The sequence below is a fragment of the Escherichia sp. MOD1-EC5990 genome, from assembly GCF_002965285.1.
Lineage (GTDB): Bacteria > Pseudomonadota > Gammaproteobacteria > Enterobacterales > Enterobacteriaceae > Escherichia > Escherichia coli_F.
This window is the reverse complement of record NZ_PTRV01000005.1, coordinates 208,484-229,813: the sequence shown is the minus strand read 5'-3', so window position 1 is coordinate 229,813 and position 21,330 is coordinate 208,484. Positions and strand designations below refer to the sequence as shown.

General features: G+C 51.1%; 20 protein-coding genes and 1 pseudogene. 13 read left to right on the top strand and 8 right to left on the bottom strand.

Annotated features, from left to right (window positions below):
- Position 1: 1 nt before the first annotated feature.
- The 7 genes from mhpB to BEB42_RS08295 all read left to right on the top strand — a co-directional run bounded on the left by mhpB (position 2) and on the right by BEB42_RS08295 (position 6,774).
- Positions 2–946 (top strand): 2,3-dihydroxyphenylpropionate/2,3-dihydroxicinnamic acid 1,2-dioxygenase, encoded by a 945-nt coding sequence (gene mhpB / locus BEB42_RS08325; RefSeq protein WP_000543449.1) that lies wholly within the window; start codon positions 2–4, stop codon positions 944–946.
- Positions 947–963: 17 nt separating this feature from the next.
- Positions 964–1,830, top strand: a complete 867-nt coding sequence (gene mhpC / locus BEB42_RS08320) for a 2-hydroxy-6-oxonona-2,4-dienedioate hydrolase (protein ID WP_105267286.1) — start codon at positions 964–966, stop codon at positions 1,828–1,830.
- A gap of 9 nt (positions 1,831–1,839) precedes the next feature.
- Positions 1,840–2,649: a 2-keto-4-pentenoate hydratase gene (mhpD, locus tag BEB42_RS08315; RefSeq protein WP_105267285.1), complete on the top strand. Its 810-nt coding sequence runs from the start codon at positions 1,840–1,842 to the stop codon at positions 2,647–2,649.
- Positions 2,646–3,596, top strand: a complete 951-nt coding sequence (gene mhpF / locus BEB42_RS08310) for an acetaldehyde dehydrogenase (RefSeq protein WP_047644767.1) — start codon at positions 2,646–2,648, stop codon at positions 3,594–3,596. The genes mhpD and mhpF overlap by 4 nt, the downstream gene beginning before the upstream one ends.
- Entirely contained in the window at positions 3,593–4,612 is a 1,020-nt protein-coding gene (gene mhpE / locus BEB42_RS08305) for a 4-hydroxy-2-oxovalerate aldolase (RefSeq protein WP_001013508.1), read from the top strand. The genes mhpF and mhpE overlap by 4 nt, the downstream gene beginning before the upstream one ends.
- Positions 4,613–4,920: 308 nt before the next feature.
- Positions 4,921–6,132: a 3-(3-hydroxy-phenyl)propionate transporter MhpT gene (gene mhpT, locus BEB42_RS08300; RefSeq protein ID WP_105267292.1), complete on the top strand. Its 1,212-nt coding sequence runs from the start codon at positions 4,921–4,923 to the stop codon at positions 6,130–6,132.
- Positions 6,133–6,234: 102 nt separating this feature from the next.
- On the top strand, positions 6,235–6,774 hold the full coding sequence (locus BEB42_RS08295; protein ID WP_001096712.1) for a DUF2058 domain-containing protein: 540 nt from the start codon (positions 6,235–6,237) through the stop codon (positions 6,772–6,774).
- A 224-nt stretch (positions 6,775–6,998) separates the two neighbouring features.
- On the opposite strand, the gene fghA is transcribed toward BEB42_RS08295, so the two are convergent.
- From fghA to BEB42_RS08265, 6 genes and pseudogenes are all read right to left on the bottom strand, one after another.
- Positions 6,999–7,832 (bottom strand): S-formylglutathione hydrolase, encoded by an 834-nt coding sequence (gene fghA / locus BEB42_RS08290; RefSeq protein ID WP_000419075.1) that lies wholly within the window; start codon positions 7,830–7,832, stop codon positions 6,999–7,001.
- 92 nt (positions 7,833–7,924) lie between these two features.
- Positions 7,925–9,034, bottom strand: a complete 1,110-nt coding sequence (frmA, locus tag BEB42_RS08285) for an S-(hydroxymethyl)glutathione dehydrogenase (protein ID WP_000842112.1) — start codon at positions 9,032–9,034, stop codon at positions 7,925–7,927.
- A gap of 34 nt (positions 9,035–9,068) precedes the next feature.
- The gene (gene frmR / locus BEB42_RS08280) at positions 9,069–9,344 is read right to left on the bottom strand and encodes a formaldehyde-responsive transcriptional repressor FrmR (RefSeq protein WP_001141271.1); all 276 of its coding nucleotides are present in this window, start codon (positions 9,342–9,344) and stop codon (positions 9,069–9,071) included.
- Positions 9,345–9,528: 184 nt separating this feature from the next.
- Complete coding sequence (locus BEB42_RS08275; RefSeq protein ID WP_105267284.1) at positions 9,529–10,302, bottom strand: YaiO family outer membrane beta-barrel protein; 774 nt, start codon at positions 10,300–10,302, stop codon at positions 9,529–9,531.
- A gap of 1 nt (position 10,303) precedes the next feature.
- Complete coding sequence (locus BEB42_RS08270) at positions 10,304–10,885, bottom strand: acetyltransferase (protein WP_024183734.1); 582 nt, start codon at positions 10,883–10,885, stop codon at positions 10,304–10,306.
- Positions 10,863–12,059 (bottom strand): annotated as a pseudogene (locus BEB42_RS08265) (glycosyltransferase). The gene BEB42_RS08270 and the pseudogene BEB42_RS08265 overlap by 23 nt, the downstream one beginning before the upstream one ends.
- 24 nt (positions 12,060–12,083) lie before the next feature.
- Here BEB42_RS08265 and BEB42_RS27195 point away from each other — a divergent pair.
- Positions 12,084–12,203 carry a hypothetical protein gene (locus BEB42_RS27195; RefSeq protein ID WP_439330439.1) on the top strand — a complete coding sequence of 40 codons (120 nt, stop codon included), beginning with the start codon at positions 12,084–12,086 and terminating at the stop codon, positions 12,201–12,203.
- On the opposite strand, the gene BEB42_RS08260 is transcribed toward BEB42_RS27195, so the two are convergent.
- A complete protein-coding gene (locus tag BEB42_RS08260; RefSeq protein ID WP_105267283.1) occupies positions 12,183–12,740 on the bottom strand; it encodes a PIG-L deacetylase family protein in 558 nt (185 codons plus the stop codon). The two genes, BEB42_RS27195 and BEB42_RS08260, sit on opposite strands and share 21 nt — an antisense overlap.
- 607 nt (positions 12,741–13,347) lie before the next feature.
- On the opposite strand from BEB42_RS08260, the gene tauA reads away from it, so the two are divergent.
- The 4 genes from tauA to tauD are packed head-to-tail and all read left to right on the top strand — an operon-like array spanning position 13,348 to position 16,762.
- The gene (tauA, locus tag BEB42_RS08250) at positions 13,348–14,310 is read left to right on the top strand and encodes a taurine ABC transporter substrate-binding protein (protein ID WP_105267282.1); all 963 of its coding nucleotides are present in this window, start codon (positions 13,348–13,350) and stop codon (positions 14,308–14,310) included.
- Positions 14,311–14,322: 12 nt separating this feature from the next.
- The gene (tauB, locus tag BEB42_RS08245; RefSeq protein WP_105267281.1) at positions 14,323–15,090 is read left to right on the top strand and encodes a taurine ABC transporter ATP-binding subunit; all 768 of its coding nucleotides are present in this window, start codon (positions 14,323–14,325) and stop codon (positions 15,088–15,090) included.
- A complete protein-coding gene (gene tauC, locus BEB42_RS08240; protein WP_105267280.1) occupies positions 15,087–15,914 on the top strand; it encodes a taurine ABC transporter permease TauC in 828 nt (275 codons plus the stop codon). The genes tauB and tauC overlap by 4 nt, the downstream gene beginning before the upstream one ends.
- Positions 15,911–16,762, top strand: coding sequence for a taurine dioxygenase (gene tauD, locus BEB42_RS08235; protein WP_105267279.1), 852 nt, complete (start codon positions 15,911–15,913; stop codon positions 16,760–16,762). Before tauC ends, tauD begins: the two co-directional genes overlap by 4 nt.
- 39 nt (positions 16,763–16,801) lie before the next feature.
- On the opposite strand, the gene hemB is transcribed toward tauD, so the two are convergent.
- Complete coding sequence (hemB, locus tag BEB42_RS08230) at positions 16,802–17,776, bottom strand: porphobilinogen synthase (RefSeq protein WP_001295337.1); 975 nt, start codon at positions 17,774–17,776, stop codon at positions 16,802–16,804.
- Positions 17,777–18,301: 525 nt separating this feature from the next.
- On the opposite strand from hemB, the gene ehaB reads away from it, so the two are divergent.
- Positions 18,302–21,319 (top strand): autotransporter adhesin EhaB, encoded by a 3,018-nt coding sequence (gene ehaB / locus BEB42_RS08225; RefSeq protein ID WP_105267278.1) that lies wholly within the window; start codon positions 18,302–18,304, stop codon positions 21,317–21,319.
- Positions 21,320–21,330: the final 11 nt, after the last annotated feature.

Genomic DNA, 21,330 nt, shown 5'->3' with positions numbered 1-21,330 from the left:
TATGCACGCTTATCTTCACTGTCTTTCCCACTCGCCGCTGGTAGGGTATGTCGACCCGGCGCAAGAGATACTCGATGAGGTCAATGGCGTGATTGCCAGCGCCCGCGAGCGTATTGCGGCCTTCTCCCCTGAACTGGTGGTGCTGTTTGCGCCAGATCATTACAACGGTTTTTTCTATGACGTGATGCCACCCTTCTGTTTAGGCGTTGGGGCGACGGCAATTGGCGATTTCGGCAGTGCGGCAGGAGAGCTTCCTGTGCCTGTGGAGTTGGCGGAGGCTTGTGCACATGCCGTCATGAAGAGCGGGATTGATCTTGCCGTTTCTTACTGTATGCAGGTGGATCATGGGTTCGCCCAGCCGCTGGAGTTCTTGCTCGGTGGGCTGGATAAGGTGCCGGTCCTGCCTGTATTCATCAACGGTGTCGCCACGCCGCTACCTGGTTTTCAGCGTACCCGCATGTTGGGTGAAGCCATTGGACGTTTCACCAGCACGCTGAATAAGCGCGTGCTGTTCCTGGGTTCCGGTGGGCTTTCCCATCAGCCGCCGGTGCCAGAACTGGCGAAAGCGGATGCCCATATGCGCGATCGTCTGTTGGGTAGCGGGAAAGATTTGCCCGCCAATGAGCGCGAAATGCGCCAGCAACGGGTGATTAGCGCCGCTGAGAGGTTTGTTGAGGATCAGAGAACTCTGCATCCGCTCAACCCGATTTGGGATAACCAGTTCATGTCTTTGCTGGAGCAGGGACGCATACAGGAACTGGATGCCGTCAGTAACGAAGAGCTTTCCGCCATTGCAGGAAAGTCGACACATGAAATCAAAACCTGGGTCGCTGCTTTTGCCGCTATTTCTGCGTTTGGCAACTGGCGTAGCGAAGGGCGTTATTACCGCCCGATCCCGGAGTGGATTGCCGGATTTGGCTCGTTAAGCGCCAGAACAGAGAACTGAATATGCAGGAGAAGATGATGAGTTATCAGCCACAAACCGAAGCCGCCACCAGCCGTTTTCTGAATGTAGAAGAAGCGGGTAAAACGCTGCGCATCCATTTTAATGATTGCGGACAAGGCGACGAAACCGTTGTCCTGCTGCACGGCTCCGGCCCGGGGGCTACGGGCTGGGCGAACTTCAGCCGCAATATCGATCCGCTGGTAGAAGCTGGTTATCGGGTGATCCTGCTGGATTATCCTGGTTGGGGTAAGAGCGATTCGATCGTTAACAGTGGTTCGCGATCGGATCTCAATGCGCGCATCCTGAAAAGCGTGGTGGATCAACTGGATATCGCCAAAATCCACCTGCTGGGCAACTCGATGGGCGGCCACAGTTCTGTGGCGTTCACCCTTAACTGGCCGGAGCGCGTCGGCAAACTGGTGCTGATGGGCGGCGGTACAGGTGGCATGAGTTTGTTTACGCCGATGCCAACTGAAGGCATTAAGCGACTGAATCAGCTTTATCGCCAGCCGACTATCGAAAATCTGAAGCTGATGATGGATATCTTCGTTTTCGATACCAGCGATTTGACCGACGCCCTGTTTGAAGCGCGCCTGAATAATATGCTGTCGCGCCGCGATCACCTGGAAAACTTCGTTAAGAGCCTGGAAGCCAATCCGAAACAGTTCCCGGATTTTGGCCCACGTCTGGCGGAAATCAAAGCGCAAACTCTGATTGTCTGGGGGCGTAACGACCGTTTTGTGCCGATGGACGCAGGGCTGCGTCTGCTTTCTGGCATCGCCGGTTCTGAGCTGCATATCTTCCGCGACTGTGGTCACTGGGCGCAGTGGGAACATGCCGACGCTTTCAATCAACTGGTACTGAATTTCCTCGCACGTCCTTAAGGAACGGTCATGACGAAGCATACTCTTGAGCAACTGGCGGCGGATTTACGCCGCGCCGCAGAACAGGGCGAAGCGATTGCGCCGCTACGCGATCTGATTGGTATTGATAACGCTGAAGCGGCCTACAGCATTCAGCACATAAATGTGCAACATGACGTCGCGCTGGGGCGTCGCGTTGTGGGGCGTAAAGTGGGACTGACGCATCCGAAAGTGCAGCAACAACTGGGGGTTGATCAACCGGATTTCGGAACATTATTTGCCGACATGTGTTATGGCGATAACGAAACCATTCCTTTTTCCCGTGTTCTGCAACCTCGTATTGAAGCAGAGATCGCACTGGTGCTAAACCGCGATTTACCCGCAACGGATATTACCTTCGACGAACTGTATAGCGCCATTGAATGGGTGCTTCCGGCGCTGGAAGTGGTGGGCAGCCGTATTCGCGACTGGTCGATTCAGTTTGTCGATACCGTGGCAGATAACGCCTCCTGTGGGGTATATGTCATCGGTGGTCCGGCGCAACGTCCGGCAGGGTTAGATCTGAAAAACTGCACTATGACGATGACGCGTAATAACGAAGAGGTTTCCAGCGGGCGCGGCAGCGAATGTCTGGGGCATCCACTTAATGCCGCCGTCTGGCTGGCACGCAAAATGGCCAGCCTGGGTGAACCGCTGCGCGCCGGAGATATCATTCTTACCGGGGCATTAGGTCCGATGGTGGCGGTAAATGCGGGCGATTGTTTTGAAGCCCATATCGAAGGCATAGGTTCAGTTGCTGCGACATTTTCAAACGCAGCCCTAAAAGGAAGTCTGTCATGAGTAAGCGTAAAGTCGCCATTATCGGTTCTGGCAACATTGGCACCGACCTGATGATTAAAATTTTGCGTCACGGTCAGCATCTGGAGATGGCGGTGATGGTCGGCATTGATCCTCAGTCCGACGGTCTGGCGCGTGCCAGACGTATGGGCGTCGCTACCACCCATGAAGGGGTGATTGGGCTGATGAACATGCCTGAATTTGCTGATATCGATATAGTGTTTGATGCGACCAGCGCGGGCGCACATGTGAAAAACGATGCCGCTTTGCGCGAAGCGAAACCGGATATTCGCTTAATCGACCTGACGCCAGCTGCCATCGGCCCTTACTGCGTGCCGGTCGTTAATCTCGACGCAAACGTCGATCAATTGAACGTCAACATGGTCACCTGCGGCGGCCAGGCCACCATTCCGATGGTAGCGGCGGTTTCACGCGTGGCGCGTGTTCATTACGCCGAAATCATCGCTTCTATCGCCAGTAAATCTGCTGGCCCTGGCACGCGTGCCAATATCGATGAATTTACGGAAACCACCTCGCGAGCCATTGAAGTCGTAGGCGGCGCGGCAAAAGGGAAGGCGATTATTGTGCTTAATCCGGCAGAGCCGCCGTTGATGATGCGCGACACGGTGTATGTATTGAGCGATGAAGCTTCACAAGATGATATCGAAGCCTCAATCAATGAAATGGCTGAGGCGGTGCAGGCTTACGTACCGGGATATCGCCTGAAACAGCGCGTGCAGTTTGAAGTTATCCCGCAGGATAAACCGGTTAATTTACCGGGCGTTGGTCAGTTCTCTGGGCTGAAAACGGCGGTCTGGCTGGAGGTCGAAGGCGCAGCGCATTATCTGCCTGCCTACGCAGGCAACCTCGACATTATGACTTCCAGTGCGCTGGCGACAGCAGAAAAAATGGCCCAGTCACTGGCGCGCAAGGCAGGAGAAGCGGCATGAACGGTAAAAAACTTTATATTTCAGACGTCACGTTGCGTGACGGTATGCACGCCATTCGTCATCAGTATTCACTTGAAAATGTCCGCCAGATTGCCAAAGCACTGGATGATGCCCGCGTGGATTCGATTGAAGTGGCCCATGGCGATGGTTTGCAGGGGTCCAGCTTTAACTATGGTTTCGGTGCGCATAGCGACCTTGAATGGATTGAAGCTGCGGCGGATGTGGTGAAGCACGCCAAAATCGCGACGTTATTGCTGCCAGGAATTGGCACTATTCACGATCTGAAAAATGCCTGGCAGGCTGGCGCGCGGGTGGTTCGTGTGGCTACGCACTGCACCGAAGCTGATGTTTCCGCTCAGCATATTCAGTATGCCCGCGAACTCGGAATGGATACCGTTGGCTTTCTGATGATGAGCCACATGACCACGCCGGAGAATCTCGCAAAGCAGGCAAAGCTGATGGAAGGCTACGGTGCGACCTGTATTTATGTGGTGGATTCTGGCGGTGCGATGAACATGAGCGATATCCGCGACCGTTTCCGCGCCCTGAAAGCGGTGCTGAAACCGGAAACGCAAACTGGCATGCATGCTCACCATAACCTGAGTCTTGGTGTGGCGAACTCTATCGCGGCGGTGGAAGAGGGCTGTGACCGCATCGACGCTAGCCTCGCGGGGATGGGCGCGGGTGCAGGTAACGCACCGCTGGAAGTGTTTATTGCCGCCGCGGATAAACTGGGCTGGCAGCATGGGACCGATCTCTATGCGTTAATGGATGCCGCTGACGACCTGGTGCGTCCGTTGCAGGATCGTCCGGTACGTGTCGACCGCGAAACGCTGGCGCTGGGATACGCTGGTGTTTACTCAAGCTTTTTGCGTCACTGTGAAACGGCGGCGGCGCGTTATGGTTTAAGCGCGGTGGATATTCTCGTTGAGCTGGGTAAACGCCGGATGGTCGGTGGCCAGGAGGATATGATCGTCGACGTGGCGCTGGATCTGCGCAACAACAAATCATGTTGACTGTTGACAACGTACATTTTGTATACCCATCCCAGGCATGATAAGACGCGTCAGCGTCGCATCAGGCAATGGCGCACGACTGCCGGATGCGGCATAAACGCCTTATCCGGCCTACGGATGGCGCGGGAATTTGTAGGCATGATAAGACGCGTCAGCGTCGCATCAGGCAATGGCGCACGACTGCCGGATGCGGCATAAACGCCTTATCCGGCCTACTTTCGTCCGTAGGCAGTCATTAAATGGTTTTGATTACGCGGCTGGCAATGTATCAGCCGCGATTCACCTGCATTCGCAACGAGGTTCATCTTATGTCGACTCGTACCCCTTCATCATCTTCATCCCGCCTGATGCTGACCGTCGGGCTTTGTTTTTTGGTCGCTCTGATGGAAGGTCTGGATCTTCAGGCGGCTGGCATTGCGGCGGGTGGCATCGCCCAGGCTTTTGCACTCGATAAAATGCAAATGGGCTGGATATTCAGTGCCGGAATACTCGGTTTGCTACCCGGCGCGCTGGTTGGCGGAATGCTGGCGGACCGTTATGGTCGTAAACGCATTTTGATTGGTTCAGTTGCACTGTTTGGTTTGTTCTCGCTGGCAACGGCTATTGCCTGGGATTTCCCCTCACTGGTCTTTGCGCGGCTGATGACCGGTGTCGGGCTGGGGGCGGCGTTGCCGAATCTTATCGCCCTGACGTCTGAAGCGGCGGGGCCACGTTTTCGTGGAACGGCGGTGAGCCTGATGTATTGCGGTGTCCCCATTGGCGCAGCGCTGGCGGCGACGCTGGGTTTCGCGGGGGCAAACTTAGCCTGGCAAACGGTGTTTTGGGTCGGTGGTGTGGTGCCGCTGATTCTGGTGCCGCTATTAATGCGCTGGCTGCCGGAGTCGGCGGTGTTCGCTGGCGAAAAACAGGCCGCGCCTCCACTGCGTGCGTTATTTGCGCCAGAAACGGCAACCGCAACGCTGCTGCTGTGGTTGTGTTATTTCTTCACTTTGCTGGTGGTCTACATGTTGATCAACTGGCTACCGCTGCTTTTAGTGGAACAAGGATTCCAGCCATCGCAGGCGGCAGGGGTGATGTTTGCACTACAAATGGGGGCGGCAAGCGGGACGTTAATATTGGGCGCACTGATGGATAAACTGCGTCCAATGACCATGTCGCTACTGATTTATAGCGGTATGTTAGCTTCGCTGTTAGCGCTGGGAACGGTGTCATCATTTAACGGTATGTTGCTGGCGGGATTCGTCGCAGGGTTGTTTGCAACAGGTGGGCAAAGCGTTTTGTATGCATTGGCTCCGTTGTTTTACAGTTCGCAGATCCGCGCAACCGGCGTGGGAACCGCCGTGGCGATTGGGCGTCTGGGTGCCATGAGCGGCCCGTTGCTGGCAGGGAAAATGCTGGCATTAGGCACTGGCACGGTTGGCGTAATGGCCGCATCTGCGCCGGGTATTCTTGTTGCTGGATTAGCGGTGTTTATTTTGATGAGTCGAAAATCACGAATGCAGCCGTGCGCTGATGCCTGACGCGCCTTATTAAGCCGGGGCGAAAGGGACTTGCCCCCCAATACACCCACGGCGTTTACAGGTATACTCGCTAAAAATTATTCAGCGGGTTTGGAAACAAAGATGGCAAAACTTACCTTACAAGAGCAGTTGCTCAAAGCAGGATTAGTCACCAGCAAAAAAGCGGCGAAGGTCGAGAGAACGGCGAAAAAATCGCGCGTTCAGGCGCGTGAAGCTCGGGCGGCGGTAGAAGAAAATAAAAAGGCACAGCTTGAGCGTGATAAACAGCTTAGCGAGCAGCAAAAACAAGCGGCACTGGCGAAAGAATATAAAGCTCAGGTGAAGCAGCTTATTGAAATGAACCGGATCACCATTGCCAATGGCGATATCGGTTTTAACTTTACCGATGGCAATCTGATTAAGAAGATTTTTGTCGATAAGCTCACACAAACGCAGTTGATTAATGGTCGTCTGGCGATTGCACGTTTGCAGATCGATAACAATAGTGAAGGTGAATACGCCATTATTCCCGCCAGCGTTGCCGATAAAATTGCTCAGCGTGACGCCAGCAGTATTGTGTTGCACAGCGCGCTCAGCGCCGAAGAGCAGGATGAAGACGATCCGTATGCCGACTTTAAAGTGCCTGATGATTTGATGTGGTAATCATCGATAAGCCGTGCACAGATGCCTGATGCGATGCTTTGCGTCTTATCATGCCTACGGCTCATGGGCGAAATGTAGGCCGGATAAGGCGTTCACGCCGCATCCGGCAGTTGTGCGCAGATGCCTGATGCGACACTATGCGCGTCTTATCATGCCTACGGTTTATGGGCGAAATGTAGGCGGATAAGGCGTTCACGCCGCATCCGGCTGGCGTGCGCGGATGCTCAACGCATATTCAGTTTATTGGCGTGGTAGGCAATATGCTCGCCAATAAAACTGGAGACAAAATAATAGCTGTGATCATAACCCTCGTGATAACGGATTAACGTTTTGATATTCATCTCCTGGCAGATCTTTTCAAGATTTGGAGTCCGCAGCTGTTCTGCGTAAAAATCATCACTCAATCCCTGATCAACCATGATTTCCGCAACGCGTTGACCTTGTGAAATAAGGCTCACCGGATCGTAATCCAACCAGGCATCTTTATTTTCACCAAGATATGCGGCAAAGGCTTGCTGTCCCCACGGTACTTGCGATGGGGAGACAATGGGCGAAAACGCCGAGACGCTGACATATTCATCTGGGTTACGTAACGCCAGCACCAGCGCGCCCAGCCCGCCCATAGAATGACCTGAGATAGACTTTCTGGTCGTTGCCGGAAAATGTTGCATCACTAAATCCGGCAGCTCGTTGTGGATATAATCATACATTTTGTAATGTTCATTCCACGGCGCTTGCGTTGCGTTCAGGTAAAACCCGGCACCTTGTCCGAGATCGTAACGGTCGGCATCTGCGACATGACTGCCTCGCGGACTGGTGTCTGGCGCAACAACAATAATGTTGTGCTCAGCCGCGTAACGTTGCATCCCCGATTTAGTAATGAAATTCTGCTCGTTACAGGTCAGGCCCGAAAGCCAGTACAGTACCGGCAATTTTTCATTCCCGGCTTTTGGCGGGAGATAGACACCGACATTCATTTCACATTTCAGTGATTGGGAATAATGCCGATACACATTTTGCCAGCCGCCAAAGCTGGCATGTTTTTCAATGAGTTCCATCAGTCATTATCTCATGGTTAATCCCCGGACGGCTGCCCGGGGACGGTATTGAGAACCCCGTCTGAACTGGACGGGGCGAAATCAGCGGGAAATCAGTAACGAATTACGGTTCGAATGGATTTGCCTTCATGCATCAGGTCGAAGGCGTCATTAATTTCATCCAGGCTCATGGTATGCGTGACAAACGGTTCCAGATCGATATCGCCTTTCATCGCATCTTCAACCATACCCGGTAACTGGGAACGACCTTTCACGCCGCCAAACGCGGAACCTTTCCATACGCGACCGGTGACCAACTGGAATGGACGGGTGGAGATTTCCTGACCGGAACCCGCGACCCCGATGATCACTGACTGACCCCAGCCGCGGTGAGCACTTTCCAGCGCCGCACGCATCACGTTGACGTTACCGATGCACTCAAAGGTATGGTCGATACCCCATTTGTTGATATCCAGCAGGACATCTTTAATCGGTTTGTCGTAGTCATTCGGGTTAATGCAGTCGGTGGCACCGAAGCGACGCGCCAGATCGAATTTCTTCGGGTTAGTGTCGATAGCGATAATCCGTCCCGCCTTCGCCTGACGTGCGCCCTGAACCACTGCCAGACCAATCGCGCCAAGACCAAACACAGCAACAGAATCACCTGGCTGGACATTAGCAGTGTTATGCACCGCGCCAATGCCAGTGGTCACGCCACAGCCCAGCAGGCAGACGTGTTCATGGTTTGCTTCTGGATTAATTTTGGCCAGAGACACTTCCGCGACCACGGTGTATTCGCTGAATGTAGAGCATCCCATGTAGTGATAAAGCGGCTGCCCGTTGTAAGAAAAACGGGTGGTGCCGTCTGGCATCAGGCCTTTACCCTGGGTTTCGCGAACCGCAACGCAGAGGTTGGTTTTGCCGGAACGACAGAACTCACACTCGCCGCACTCTGCGGTATAAAGCGGGATCACATGGTCGCCAGGTTTGACGCTGGTTACGCCTTCACCGACTTCAACCACAACGCCGGCCCCTTCGTGACCGAGAACTACCGGGAATACACCTTCCGGGTCATCGCCGGAGAGGGTAAATGCGTCGGTATGGCAAACGCCGGTATGGGTGACTTTAATCAGCACTTCACCTTTTTTCGGTGGTGCAACGTCAATTTCAACGATTTCCAGCGGTTTACCGGGAGCAAATGCAACGGCAGCACGTGATTTCATCTCTCGCTCTTCCTCAATATGGTAATAGATTCAGCTATTTAAGATAGGCGCGAACCAGTTCAATAGTGTCGTCAACGGATTGGCTGACTTCGCGGCTGTAGCAGTCATTTCGGTCAAACGTTTCCCGGATATGGCTTTCAAGCACTTCTGCCATCAGCCCGTTAGCCGCGCCCCGAACGGCAGCGATCTGTTGGAGTATGGCACGGCATTCGGCATCACCCTCCAGCGACCGTTCCAGAGCATCAATCTGCCCCCGAATACGACGAACTCGAGTAAGGACCTTTTTCTTCTCTTCCGGAGTACTGGGCATTTCGCACCTCATCATCTGCACGCAATATACTATAGGGGGGTATGCTATATGTCAATGCATACCCCCCTATAGTATATAACACTGGAGAATAAAATTTATCCGGTGAATGTAGTCGGATAACAAAAAGGAAAGAGGGGCCTAATCGACAGGGAAGGCCGCCCCGGATAGCGGGCGGCAGAAGGAATTAGAATTTCCAGGTCAGATGGGCTGCAAGTTGCAGACCGTTATAATCATCGATTGGGGTGTCGTACCACACTTTACCTGCCGTCAGCCCGAGATTAAGTTGCTCAGTCAGCGGTTGAATACGTTGCAAACTGACGCTCTTCATGCTGCCGTAGCGTGTTTCTGGCGTCCAGTCATAGGTGTAAGCACCTGTTCCGCGACTTAGCCATAGTTGAGTATAACCAGTGCCGCGCGGGTCATTCAGACGCACGGAAATCATATTGCTGTAACTACCACCTGCATCGCTGGAGTCATAATGGGTATAGCGATAGCTGGTGATCACCGGGCCAGTATAGAGGGATACGCCGCCTTGCCAGGCATCGACTTCGACATCATCGAAATATTTAGTGTAGCGATAACCGGTCGTGAAAAGCGTTTTTGGCAACAGGGCCAGGTTAATATCCTGACGAAAATCCTGGCGGGCAAAGACCGGCGTATTATCCGCAAAGGCAATACCCGTTCGGGTTGTCAGCCAGTTATTCCATTTGTACCAGACTGCACCCTGGCCGCGAGTGGCATTGAAATGTTCAGTTTCATAATCACGACGCCCCTGGGAAAGATTAAAAAGTAGCGTTGCGTTTTCAACTTTCGCCACCAGTTCAGCATACGCTAAATTACGATTGCCATGATCGCCAGAATAATCGGTAAAATCGTAGCCCGCGGTAATGGAAGTTAACCCGGCATAAGCGGGCAATGTGCTAAAAATTGCCGCCGCTAATAACGTCCGTTTTATCATTTTAATCTCCTGTACGGATAAGTTCTTGTCGGAGTGAATAAGTTCCGGTAGGTAAATTACGTTCTACAATCACGCGCGGGCCAAGTTGCGTGTTCGGGGAAATAATTCGCCCAGGCAAAATAATAACTTGTACGCCAAGGCGTGAACGCTGTCCGATATAACAACCTAATTTATCGCATCCGGTAGCGATAATTCCCTCTGGAGTTCGAACAGACACGGGCTGTTCATCCAGACGATGATTACTGGTACGTACTTGTGCGCCCAAATATGCCTGGTTTGCGACTACCGAGTCGGCAATAAAACATTGCGGACCAATCGTTGCTTCCGCTTCAATAACCGCATTTTTAATTTCGGTGGCGAAACCAATTTTTACGCCATTGCTGATTATTGTGCCAGGACGAATAAACGCATAATTACCTATCAGGCAGTTTGCGCCAATCACTACCGGACCCTGAATAACGGCACCGTGACAAATACGGGTATTCGCGCCGATAACAACTTCACCTGCAGTTTCATCAATAATTACCTGGTCTGCAATCTGAATATTTTTCTCTTTAACATTAAGCTTTAGATAGTTTTTCAGTTCCTGTGACAGAAGGTTGGGAATAAGCGGTTGACGCTTCCACCAGTGCGGAATAGCGGGTGGGTTTGTCGCGCTGAGGTTCGCGTCCAGTAAAAAAGGCAATAAGTCCATAAATAATCCAGATGGCATAAGCTAATAATACATACACAACGGAAAGCGGCGCTAAAGGCACCAACAACCAGCAACGATGAAACCAGGCGCTAAAAGCACCAATAACACAAACTACGCCGACCCAGATAAGCGGAAACATTGCCAACACCACACTATGCGGCCCGGTGGTGATGAATTCATTAAACTAGGTAGTGAGATAAATCCCAACGCCATAAAGCACAACCAACAGCATAGGAAATATACTGAAGATACCGAAGCGGCTAAATAAAAGTCTTTTATGCAGGCGCATACAGACCGCGTAGCCCACAATCCAACGCCGCCAGCGACGCCATTCCTCACGCGGGCTGTTGCATTCCTGTGGGTATACGATGCAGCGATTCGCCTGCCGAATACGATAGCCGTTTGCCACCAATGTCCAGGTGAGATCAAGGTCTTCGACTTTAGTACGATCAGAGAAACCGAACTTACGTAATACATCAGTACGGAACATCCCGCAGGCACCGCTGATAATAAACGGTGCGCCGCCCAGGAGCTGCTGTAGCGTGCGCTTCATAACAATCATCGGCAACTTTACGGTCGCGCGGATGTGCGGTAACAGACCCGCGCCTTTCAACGCAGTAGAGGGAATGCCGCCTACGGCATCAGCACCGCGCTCTATTTCTGCCAGCATATAGCCCATTCCGTCTTGATCGGGCGGAACATAGGTGTCGGCATCACTTAAAAAAACCTGGTCGCAGGTGGCGTAATTGAGGCCATTCATCAGCGCACCACCTTTACCGGTATTTTTTTGCGTGACGGCAATAAAGCGGTCGCCCCATTTGCGTTTGACTTCCGCCATGACCGCTTCGGTATTGTCCGTGGAGCCGTCGTTAACGCAAATTACCCGGCAAAAATAAGGGTTACGCAGCAGATTATCCAGTGACTGCGCCAGACACGGGCCTTCGTTATAAGCAGGTATAATGGCGTCAATACAGCTTTTTTTTTGGCTGGGCTTACGCCTTAACGTACTTAGGAACCATAGCAATATTGCTACGGCCATACATATAAATATCCAGGTTTTCATGCAATTTGCTCAAAGAATCATTTTATGAATTACAAAGCCTTCACCCAGATCGCTATTGACCTGTTGTCCGCGAAATTGTGCAACTGCACGCAGGCGATCCGGGCGCATATAATCACGATGGCCCTAGCTCTTATGCTGTTTTAATGCAGCCAGTTTAATGGTGAAATATTCCTCTTCCACGGATTCAAAAACCTGTGGCATAAATGAAAGCCAGGTACTTGGCGTTTCATAGCCGAGAATTTGCGGAATAGCGCGACAGGCAACCATTGAGGCTTGATAGACTGCAAGATGATCCTGATGGCGGTCAGCATCATGCATGGTGTATACACGAATGATTTTTACATCAGACGGAATTTGTTTTTTAAGGACATCTTCCAGAGCGGAAATCATATCATTAAGTTGTAAATGAGTACGGGTGTCAGCAAAATTAAAATGAATAGTTTGTTGACACCCCAAAATGTTTAATGCTTCGAGTGATTCCTGATGTCGATTAATTATTTCACTCACGCCGGAATTACCCGATGTCATCACTACCGCTGCAATATAGAACCCTTTTTTTGCAAGACGAGCGAGCGACGCGCCACAGCCCAATTCTATATCGTCAGGATGTGCGCCAATAGCAAGGATACCCTTTCTTTTATTTGCTGAAGAAAGGATGGCTGAATCTAAAACCTTATCCACTTAATGACACTCCATTTTATTTATTATACTACAAGCACAACGATGCCCACAGAGACGTAATCTCTGGCGCAGACAGATGCTAATATTTAAATGTTAAAAATTGCTGATAGCTGAAAAATAAGGGGCTTTCAGGTACGTGGATACGACTGCGTAATCTTTTATGTAGTTCATATGTTAAGTGTTTGTGTGTTTGGTTTGTATAGTTATTTTGTTTTATATATTGTATTTAGATGTGATTTAGTTTGTCAATTAATTACATATTAAAAATATGTTCTATGCACAAATATGGATTATATACATTATGTGAATATATTGTGTGGTTGATTGAGAATGACACAGTTATATATGCGGTGTGAATATAATGGTTTCATTATATGTATTGCTGTTAATAAAATAAAAGACATTATAATCTGCTTGTTTATGCATTAATAAAATGAAGTGCAGTAACTTACTGAATTGTCAGAGTGGGTGTAATTGCATATTTAATCTTTCCTTTGCCGCTTTTTTGCTAAGAATAAAATCATCTGTGTGATAACGACTAATTCTTTTAATGAATATTTTTATTCCTGAATACTGCTCCTATAACAAGACAGGGGAGCAGACAATCATGGCAATTTCATCGCGTAACACACTTCTTGCCGCACTGGCATTCATCGCTTTTCAGGCACAGGCGGTGAACGTCACCGTGGCCTATCAAACCTCCGCTGAACCAGCGAAAGTGGCTCAGGCTGATAACACCTTTGCTAAAGAGAGCGGGGCGACGGTGGACTGGCGCAAGTTTGACAGCGGAGCCAGCATCGTGCGGGCGCTGGCTTCAGGCGATGTCCAAATCGGTAACCTCGGTTCCAGCCCATTAGCGGTTGCAGCCAGCCAACAGGTGCCGATTGAAGTCTTCTTGCTGGCGTCAAAACTGGGTAACTCCGAAGCGCTGGTGGTGAAGAAAACCATCAGCAAACCCGAAGATCTCATTGGTAAACGCATCGCCGTACCGTTTATCTCCACCACCCACTACAGCCTGCTGGCGGCGCTGAAACACTGGGGTATTAAACCTGGGCAAGTGGAGATTGTGAACCTGCAGCCGCCTGCGATTATCGCCGCCTGGCAGCGGGGAGACATTGATGGTGCTTATGTCTGGGCACCGGCGGTTAACGCACTGGAAAAAGACGGCAAGGTGTTGACTGATTCCGAACAGGTCGGTCAGTGGGGCACGCCGACACTGGACGTCTGGGTAGTGCGCAAAGATTTTGCCGAGAAACATCCTGAAGTCGTGAAAGCGTTCGCTAAAAGCGCCATCGATGCTCAGCAACCGTACATTGCTAACCCAGACGCGTGGCTGAAACAGCCGGAAAACATCAGCAAACTGGCGCGTTTAAGCGGTGTGCCGGAAGGTGACGTTCCGGGGCTGGTGAAGGGGAATACCTATCTGACGCCGCAGCAACAAACGGCAGATCTGACCGGACCGGTGAACAAAGCGATCATCGACACCGCGCAGTTTTTGAAAGAGCAGGGCAAAGTCCCGGCTGTAGCGAATGATTACAGCCAGTACGTTACCTCGCGCTTCGTGCAATAAAAGGAGGCGCAGATGCTGCAAATTTCTCATCTTTACGCCGATTATGGCGGCAAACCGGCACTGGAAGATATCAACCTGACGCTGGAAAGCGGCGAGCTACTGGTGGTGCTGGGGCCGTCCGGCTGCGGCAAAACCACCTTGCTGAATCTGATTGCCGGTTTTGTGCCTTACCAGCATGGCAGCATTCAACTGGCGGGCAAACGCATTCAGGGGCCGGGGGCAGAGTGTGGCGTGGTTTTTCAGAATGAAGGGCTGCTACCGTGGCGCAATGTGCAGGACAATGTGGCGTTCGGCCTGCAACTGGCAGGTGTAGAGAAAGTACCGCGCCTGGAAATCGCGCACCAGATGGTGAAAAAAGTGGGGCTGGAAGGCGCAGAAAAACGCTATATCTGGCAGCTTTCCGGCGGTCAACGTCAGCGGGTTGGGATTGCCCGCGCGTTGGCGGCGAATCCTCAGCTGTTATTACTCGACGAACCGTTTGGTGCGCTGGACGCCTTCACCCGCGACCAGATGCAAACCCTGCTGCTGAAACTTTGGCAGGAGACGGGAAAGCAGGTGCTGTTGATTACCCACGATATAGAAGAAGCGGTGTTTATGGCGACTGAACTGGTTCTGCTTTCCCCCGGTCCAGGCCGTGTGCTGGAGCGGCTGCCGCTCAACTTTGCTCGCCGCTTTGTTGCGGGAGAGTCGAGCCGCAGCATCAAGTCCGATCCACAATTCATCGCCATGCGCGAATATGTTTTAAGCCGCGTATTTGAGCAACGGGAGGCGTTCTCATGAGTGTGCTCATTAATGAAAAACTGCATTCGCATCGGCTGAAATGGCGCTGGCCGCTCTCGCGTCAGGTGACCTTAAGCATTGGCACGTTAGCGGTTTTACTCACGGTATGGTGGGCAGTGGCGGCGCTGCAACTGATTAGCCCGCTGTTTTTGCCGCCGCCGCAACAGGTACTGGCAAAACTACTCACCATTGCAGGACCGCAGGGATTTATGGATGCCACCTTGTGGCAGCATCTGGCAGCCAGCCTGACGCGCATTATATTCGCGTTACTTGCGGCGGTGTTAATCGGCATTCCGGTTGGGATCGCCATGGGGCTAAGTCCGACGGTGCGGGGCATTCTGGATCCGATAATTGAATTGTATCGCCCGGTGCCGCCGTTGGCGTATTTGCCGCTGATGGTGATCTGGTTTGGTATTGGTGAAACCTCAAAGATCTTACTGATCTATTTAGCGATTTTTGCACCTGTGGCGATGTCGGCGCTGGCGGGGGTGAAAAGCGCGCAGCAGGTTCGCGTTCGTGCCGCGCAGTCGCTGGGAGCCAGCCGTGCGCAGGTGCTGTGGTTTGTTATTTTGCCCGGCGCGCTGCCGGAAATCCTCACCGGATTACGCATTGGCCTGGGTGTGGGCTGGTCTACGCTTGTGGCGGCGGAGCTGATTGCCGCGACGCGCGGTTTGGGTTTTATGGTCCAGTCAGCGGGTGAATTTCTCGCGACTGACGTGGTGCTGGCGGGGATCGCGGTGATTGCGATTATCGCCTTTCTTTTAGAACTGGGTCTGCGCGCGTTACAGCGCCGCCTGACGCCCTGGCATGGAGAAGTACAATGAGTGAACGTCTGAGCATTGCCCCGCTGGGGCCGTATATCGGTGCACAAATTTCGGGTGCCGACCTGACGCGTCCGTTAAGCGATAATCAGTTTGAACAGCTTTACCATGCGGTACTGCGCCATCAGGTGGTATTTGTGCGTGAACAAGCCATTACACCGCAGCAGCAACGCGCGCTGGCCCAGCGTTTTGGCGAACTGCATATTCATCCTGTTTACCCTCATGCCGAAGGGGTTGAGGAGATCATCGTACTGGATACTCATAACGATAATCCGCCAGATAACGATAACTGGCACACCGATGTGACATTTATTGAAACGCCACCCGCAGGGGCGATTCTGGCGGCGAAAGAGTTACCCTCGACTGGCGGCGATACGCTCTGGACCAGCGGTATTGCGGCCTATGAGGCGCTCTCAGCTCCCTTCCGTCAACTATTGAGCGGGCTACGTGCGGAGCATGATTTCCGTAAATCGTTCCCGGAATACAAGTACCGCAAAACCGAGGATGAGCATCAACGCTGGCGCGAGGCGGTCGCGAAAAATCCACCGTTGCTCCATCCAGTTGTGCGAACGCATCCGGTGACCGGTAAACAGGCGCTGTTTGTGAACGAAGGTTTTACCACACGAATTGTTGATGTCAGCGATAAAGAGAGCGAAGCCTTGTTAGGTTTTTTGTTTGCCCATATCACTAAACCGGAGTTTCAGGTGCGCTGGCGCTGGCAACCGAATGATATTGCGATTTGGGATAACCGAGTGACTCAGCACTATGCCAATGCGGATTACCTGCCACAGCGGCGGATTATGCATCGGGCGACGATTCTTGGGGATAAACCGTTTTATCGGGCGGGGTAAGGGGGAAATGCCGGGTTGGATAACCCGGCATAATGATCATTAACGCAGAATCTTCTTCTCAGCCAGATCCAGCGCAAAGTAGCTGAAAATCAGATCCGCACCCGCACGCTTAATCGAACCTAAGCTTTCGAGCACGACTTTCTCTTCATCTATAGCACCCGCCAGCGCGGCGAACTTAATCATCGCGTACTCACCGCTCACCTGATACGCACCAATCGGCAATTCAGTACGCTCACGCAGCTCACGCACGATGTCGAGGTACGCTCCGGCTGGTTTAACCATCAGGCAGTCCGCGCCCTGGGCTTCATCCAGCAGTGACTCACGAATCGCCTCGCGACGGTTCATTGGGTTCATCTGATAACTTTTGCGGTCGCCTTTTAATGCGCTTCCGGCAGCTTCACGGAACGGACCATAAAAGGAAGAGGCGAACTTGGTCGAATACGACATGATCGCCGTATCTTTAAAGCCCGCAGCGTCCAGCGCCTGGCGAATCGCTTGTACCTGGCCATCCATCGCGGCGGAAGGGGCGATGAAATCTGCGCCTGCAGCAGCTGCAACCACGGCCTGCTTGCCTAAATTTTCCAGAGTCGCGTCGTTGTCGACGCCATGCTCGCACAGAACACCGCAGTGACCGTGAGATGTGTATTCACAGAAGCAGGTGTCTGACATAACGATCATTTCTGGCACGGTCTGCTTGCAGATGCGCGACATACGCGCCACCAGACCATCTTCCCGCCAGGCATCGCTGCCGGTTTCATCGGTATGGTGAGAGATGCCGAAAGTCATCACGGAACGAATACCGGCGTTGGCGATGCGTTCAATTTCGCGTGCCAGATGTTTCTCTGGAATGCGCATCACGCCTGGCATGGCTTCAACGGCTTTGTAGTCGTCAATTTCTTCTTCAACAAAGATCGGCAACACCAGGTCGTTAAGGCTAAGTGTTGTCTCTTCAAACATAGCGCGCAGCGCAGGAGATTTGCGCAGGCGACGAGGGCGTTGGATTAAATCTGTCATGGTCTGCCTGATGTTTGTGGAATCGAGGGGCATAGTATACCTGAAGCAGGGTGGGGATGTTTTACGAAAGTTGTCGCGATGTTGACAAGAAGAGAATGAATGAGAGGTCAGGACATCTTTGTAATAGAAACAGCAATAATTTCATATTCATTGAAAATATTTTTAATTTTTATTTATAGCTATAGATTATTGTTTTTGGGGATTTGGTGACGTTTTCAAAAAGTGAATAGCGTAAAGTTCATTGCGTATTGATACATTATTTGTCTGGTTTGGTTGTTTTATATTTTTATGGTCTATGCTTTAAAATTGGCGCTTTCATTAACCTATTGAAATAATGTATTTTTGTTATTTATTTCTTTATGTGTGTTCACGTGCTTTATATATGTCCGCAATCGGACTTAGGGGAAAGAATAATTGAACCATTCCTCTATAACGCCGCATAATCGTAAACGCGAAACATAATATGTTTTCTATGCATTGATAATTGATGGATCAACTTATTACGTCCCTGAGGAGGGATGACAAATGCACTCCTGGAAAAAGAAACTTGTAGTATCACAATTAGCATTGGCTTGCACTCTGGCTATCACCTCTCAGGCTAATGCAGCGACCAACGATATTTCTGGTCAAACTTACAATACTTTCCATCACTACAACGACGCCACCTATGCTGATGACGTTTACTATGATGGTTATGTAGGCTGGAATAACTATGCCGCTGATAGTTATTACAACGGCGATATCTATCCGGTCATTAATAACGCTACCGTTAACGGCGTGATTTCTACCTACTATCTGGACGATGGTATTTCTACCAATACCAACGCCAATAGCCTGACAATCAAAAACAGCACTATTCACGGCATGATTTATTCCGAGTGCATGACAACTGATTGTGCTGATCGTGCGGATGACTACTACCATGATCGTCTGGCGCTGACCGTTGATAATTCAACGATCGATGACAACTACGAACACTACACATATAACGGCACCTACAATAATGCCGCTGACACTCATGTTGTAAATGTATTTAACATTGGTACTGCCATCACTCTGGATCAGGAAGTTGATCTGTCCATCTCTAATAACTCTCACGTAGCAGGCATTACGCTGACTCAGGGTTATGAGTGGGAAGATATCGACGACAACACTGTCAGCACTGGTGTAAACAGCAGCGAAGTATTTAATAACACCATCACTGTTAAAGATTCTACTGTGACCTCTGGTTCATGGACTGATGAAGGTACAACTGGTTGGTTTGGTAATACTGGTAATGCTAGTGATTACAATGGTGATGGGTGGAATGCTGATGATGTTGCATTAGCTGTTATTGCACATCCATATGCTGATAACGCTATGCAAACCACTGCCACATTCGATAATTCCACACTGATGGGCGATGTATTCTTCTCAAGTAATTTTGATGAGAACTTCTTCCCACAAGGTCGTGATAGCTATCGTGATGCTGACGGTGATGTAGATACTAACGGTTGGGATGGTACTGATCGCCTGGATCTGACCCTGAACAATGGCAGCAAGTGGGTTGGTGCGGCAATGTCTGCGCATCAGGTTGATCTGGGCTCAGATATTGGGACAGATACCGATGGCGACGGTGATGTTGATAACGATACCCTTGATGGTAAGATCGATAAAAACAGCCCGCTGGATGGCATTTACGATGCTTATGCGATGGGGTCCGACGCAACTGCAACTCTGATCGACATCGCAGCGAACAGCCTGTGGCCTTTATCAACTGTTGGTGTAGAAAACAGCGACTCTGAATACAGCGAATTTGATCACATCATCGGTAACGAAGTTTACCAGAGCGGTCTGTTCAATGTGACCCTGAACACCGGTTCACAGTGGGATACCACCAAAACTTCTCTGATCGACACCCTGAGCATCAACAGTGGTTCAACTGTTAATGTTGCTGATTCAACGCTGATTTCTGACTCTATCTCTCTGACTGGTCTTTCTGCGCTGAACATCAATGAAGATGGTCATGTTGCAACTGATTCACTGACTATCGACAACAGTACCGTAACCATTTCTGATGAAGTTTCTGCTGGCTGGGCTGTAGGTGATGCTGCTCTGTATGCCAACAACATCAAAGTGACTAACGACGGTATCCTGGATGTAGGTAACACTGCTGCGAATGCTCTGCAGGTTGATACTCTGAACCTGACCAGCACTACTGATACCAGTGGTAACATTCACGCTGGTGTGTTCAACATCGAAAGCAACCGCTTCGTACTTGATGCCGACCTGACCAACGACCGTACCAACGATACTACCAAGTCAAACTACGGTTATGGTTTAATCGCAATGAACTCTGATGGTCACCTGACCATTAACGGTAACGGCGATAACGACAACACTGCTTCTATCGAAGCTGGTCAGAACGAAGTTGATAACAACGGTGACCATGTTGCAGCGGCAACTGGTAACTACAAAGTTCGTATCGACAACGCTACTGGTGCTGGTTCTATTGCTGACTACAACGGCAACGAGCTGATCTACGTTAACGACAAAAACAGCAACGCGACCTTCTCTGCTGCTAACAAAGCTGACCTGGGTGCATACACCTATCAGGCTGAGCAGCGCGGTAACACCGTTGTTCTGCAACAGATGGAGCTGACCGACTACGCTAACATGGCGCTGAGCATCCCGTCTGCAAACACCAATATCTGGAACCTGGAACAAGACACCGTTGGTACTCGTCTGACCAACTCTCGTCATGGTCTGGCTGATAACGGCGGCGCATGGGTAAGCTACTTCGGTGGTAACTTCAACGGCGACAACGGCACCATTAACTATGATCAGGATGTAAACGGCATCATGGTCGGTGTTGATACCAAAGTTGACGGTAACAACGCTAAGTGGATTGTCGGTGCGGCTGCAGGCTTCGCTAAAGGTGACATGAATGACCGTTCTGGTCAGGTGGATCAAGACAGCCAGACTGCCTACATCTACTCTTCTGCTCACTTCGCGAACAACGTCTTTGTTGATGGTAGCTTGAGCTACTCTCACTTCAACAACGACCTGTCTGCAACCATGAGCAACGGTACTTACGTTGACGGTAGCACCAACTCCGACGCTTGGGGCTTCGGTTTGAAAGCCGGTTACGACTTCAAACTGGGTGATGCAGGTTACGTGACTCCTTACGGCAGCGTTTCTGGTCTGTTCCAGTCTGGTGATGACTACCAGCTGAGCAACGACATGAAAGTTGATGGTCAGTCTTACGACAGCATGCGTTATGAACTGGGTGTAGATGCAGGTTATACCTTCACCTACAGCGAAGACCAGGCTCTGACTCCGTACTTCAAACTGGCTTACGTCTACGACGACTCTAACAACGATAACGATGTGAACGGTGATTCCATCGATAACGGTACTGAAGGGTCTGCGGTACGTGTTGGTCTGGGTACTCAGTTCAGCTTCACCAAGAACTTCAGCGCCTATACCGATGCTAACTACCTCGGTGGTGGTGACGTAGATCAAGACTGGTCCGCGAATGTGGGTGTTAAATATACCTGGTAATATTCTTCACT